3 protein-coding genes are annotated in these 2,826 nt (G+C 38.4%); 1 reads left to right on the top strand and 2 read right to left on the bottom strand.

The genetic code is table 11. The annotated features are described in order from the left end of the window. Positions 1-81: 81 nt before the first annotated feature. The gene (locus tag B2V92_RS23295) at positions 82-546 is read right to left on the bottom strand and encodes a YciI family protein (RefSeq protein WP_293312625.1); all 465 of its coding nucleotides are present in this window, start codon (positions 544-546) and stop codon (positions 82-84) included. Between the two features lie 686 nt (positions 547-1,232). Then, positions 1,233-2,078: an acetyl-CoA carboxylase, carboxyltransferase subunit beta gene (gene accD / locus B2V92_RS23290; RefSeq protein WP_293312623.1), complete on the bottom strand. Its 846-nt coding sequence runs from the start codon at positions 2,076-2,078 to the stop codon at positions 1,233-1,235. 309 nt (positions 2,079-2,387) lie between these two features. On the opposite strand from accD, the gene B2V92_RS23285 reads away from it, so the two are divergent. Then, the coding region (locus B2V92_RS23285) for a class II fructose-bisphosphate aldolase (protein WP_293312621.1) at positions 2,388-2,826 on the top strand (439 nt) is incomplete at its 3' end.

The raw sequence follows: 2,826 nt of genomic DNA, 5'->3' as shown, positions 1-2,826 counted from the left end.
CTTCGACAAGCTCAGGATGACACTCTTTATATTATATACTTCTCTGTAAATGCTTCTCCGTGCATCCGTGGCTAAACTAGCCTAAAAACTACTCTTCTGTATCTTATCATGAAAGGGTAAATACTCCGAAAGCGCGGCAGATCCGTACCAGTTGTACAATTCTGGTTCTAGCAGTTTGGCTTTAATCGCAGGGTCGCTTTCTAATAACTGCTTGGCTTCTTCGATCGATTTTGTATTTAAAATGAAAATACCACGGTAATTTTTATCGTTTTTACCCATTGGTCCGGCCACTACGAGTTTTTGCAGCTCCACCATTTTACCCATGTTAGCCATGTGGCCGGCAAATAAACTATCGGTTTTTGCTTTGGTTTCAGTTGTATTTGGGCCTGATTTGAGGATTACAAGCACGTATTTTTTCATCCCATAGTCATCAGCACCGAGTTTTTTTGCCAAAGTTTCATCGTAAGGTACTTTGGTTTTTTTCTCCTGCGCATGAACCCCAATAATTGCAGTGATAAGGAAGGAGAGTAATAATAGTTTTTTCATCTGATTTTTAGTTTGGTTAAGCTAAAAATACGAAAAAACTGAGTGTTTTTCCTCACCGCCGGAACGGCTCTTTCTTTTTTCTTGATAAAAAAGAAACAAAAACCGAGCATTTCTGTGAGCTCATGAATACAATTAAAAGCAATAAACACAAATGAATAAATCAAGGCTTGCGAACCTTTGTTGCAAATCCTAAATAAATCTTTAAACGCAATCCTAAGCCGTGCGAGCGTTAGAGGTTTTTGTTGGTTTCTGCAACACTCGTAGGATTTCTTGCTTCAGTGCTTATTGAAATGAAGCTGCAACAAAGATTTATTTGTATTTGCTTCCAAATCTTCTGATGCCGGATACGTTCTTCGGAAAGGTTGTGGAATTTTGAAGGTTTCTTAATCCCCCTTCAATTGGATAGCCTGTTCCGGTTCATTCAAAAGGTGCTCGCAGATTAGGGTGGTTATAATACTCGCTAGGAACTGCCATTCCAAAGAATTACAGGCCTGCGTAAAATAAACCTGATTGCCGCGGTAGCTCCCGATTTTTTTCTAATCGGGACTACAAGCAAAAAGCAGGACTGAACTAACCGTAGTTATTCAAGCCCTGCTTTTCTTATTATGGTTTAATGGTTAATTTGTCACTTGTTTATTGGTTCGATTGCACTAATGAACCAATGCCCAATGAACTAATGAACCATATTAATTGTTCATCATCTTAATAAAAGCGCCTAATTTAGCTTTCATGGCTCTTCTATCAACAATAAAATCAAGGAAACCGTGCTCCAGAACGAATTCTGCGGTTTGGAAACCTTTTGGCAAATCTTTTTTAATGGTTTCTTTAATTACCCTTGGGCCGGCAAAACCGATCAATGCACCTGGTTCGGCAATATTGATGTCGCCAAGCATGGCATAAGATGCCGTTACACCACCAGTAGTTGGATCGGTTAATAAAGAAATGTATGGAACTTTAGCCTGTGCCAATAGCGCCAGTTTAGCTGATGTTTTAGCCATTTGCATTAACGAAAATGCGGCTTCCATCATACGTGCACCACCTGATTTTGAGATCATCAGGAAAGGAACTTTATGTTTGATACTGTAATCGATAGAGCGGGCAATTTTTTCGCCCACAACCGAACCCATTGATCCACCGATGAAAGCGAAATCCATACAGGCAATTACCAGCTCCTGACCTTCAATTTTACCTACACCTGCACGGATAGCGTCTTTTAGGCCTGTTTTAGCCTGACTTTCTTTAATCCTATCAGTGTAAGGTTTGTTATCGTTAAAGTTTAAAGGGTCGCCTGAAGTTAAATTAGGGAACAGCTCTTTAAACTCGTTATTGTCAAATAAAACCTCAAAATATTCTTTTGAACCTACCCTCAGGTGATAATCGCAGTAATGGCAAACGTATTTGTTTTCCTGAAGTTCTGCCTGATGTAGCGGTTTCTTACAATTTGGACATTTATTCCACAAACCATCCGGTGCTTCCTTTTTCTCTTCAGTTGTGGTAATGATACCTTTATTCTCTCTTTTAAACCAAGCCATATAATTTTTTAAAGAATTGGATTGCAAAGAAACGAAAAATAAAATAAACTCGGACCTTATTAGCTGTAAAAATAGTCGATAGTTAACTGGTTGATGGTTAATCGCCAATAGCTGTAGTGATAGAAAACTTGTATTTACCCACTGCCAACTGCGAATTGAAAACTATAGTGTGTCTTTTTTACACTAAGGATAATGTGTTTTTTACACTAAATAGGCCTTATTTTGCTGTTAGGCAAATAATTCTGTTGTTACAAAAGCTTGTAATGTTATTTTTTTTTATAACTTCGGACTTAATAAAATTAACAAGAAATGAGTTTAAAAGGCTACAAAGGCGTAATTTACGGAGATGCCGTTCAAGAATTATTTGAGCAGGCTAAAAAACATCAGTTTGCTTTACCAGCAGTAAACGTAACCGGTACCAATACGGTTAACGCGGTATTGGAAACTGCAAAGGCAGTAAATTCGCCTGTTATGATTCAGTTATCAAACGGAGGTGCACAGTTTTATGCTGGTAAATCGTTAGATAACGAGAAATTGCAAGCATGTATTTTAGGTGCTGTATCGGCAGCTAAACATGTACATTTATTGGCAGAGCATTATGGTGTTGCCGTGGTTTTACATACCGACCACGCCGCTAAAAAATTATTGCCTTGGATTGATGGACTTTTAGACCACGGTGAAAAATTCTTCGCTGAAACCGGAAAACCTTTGTTTTCATCACACATGCTTGATTTATCGGAAGAGCCGA

Source organism: Pedobacter sp. UBA5917 (assembly GCF_002432345.1).
In the GTDB taxonomy this organism is placed as follows: domain Bacteria; phylum Bacteroidota; class Bacteroidia; order Sphingobacteriales; family Sphingobacteriaceae; genus Pedobacter.
This window is presented reverse-complemented; position numbering and strand designations above follow the sequence as displayed.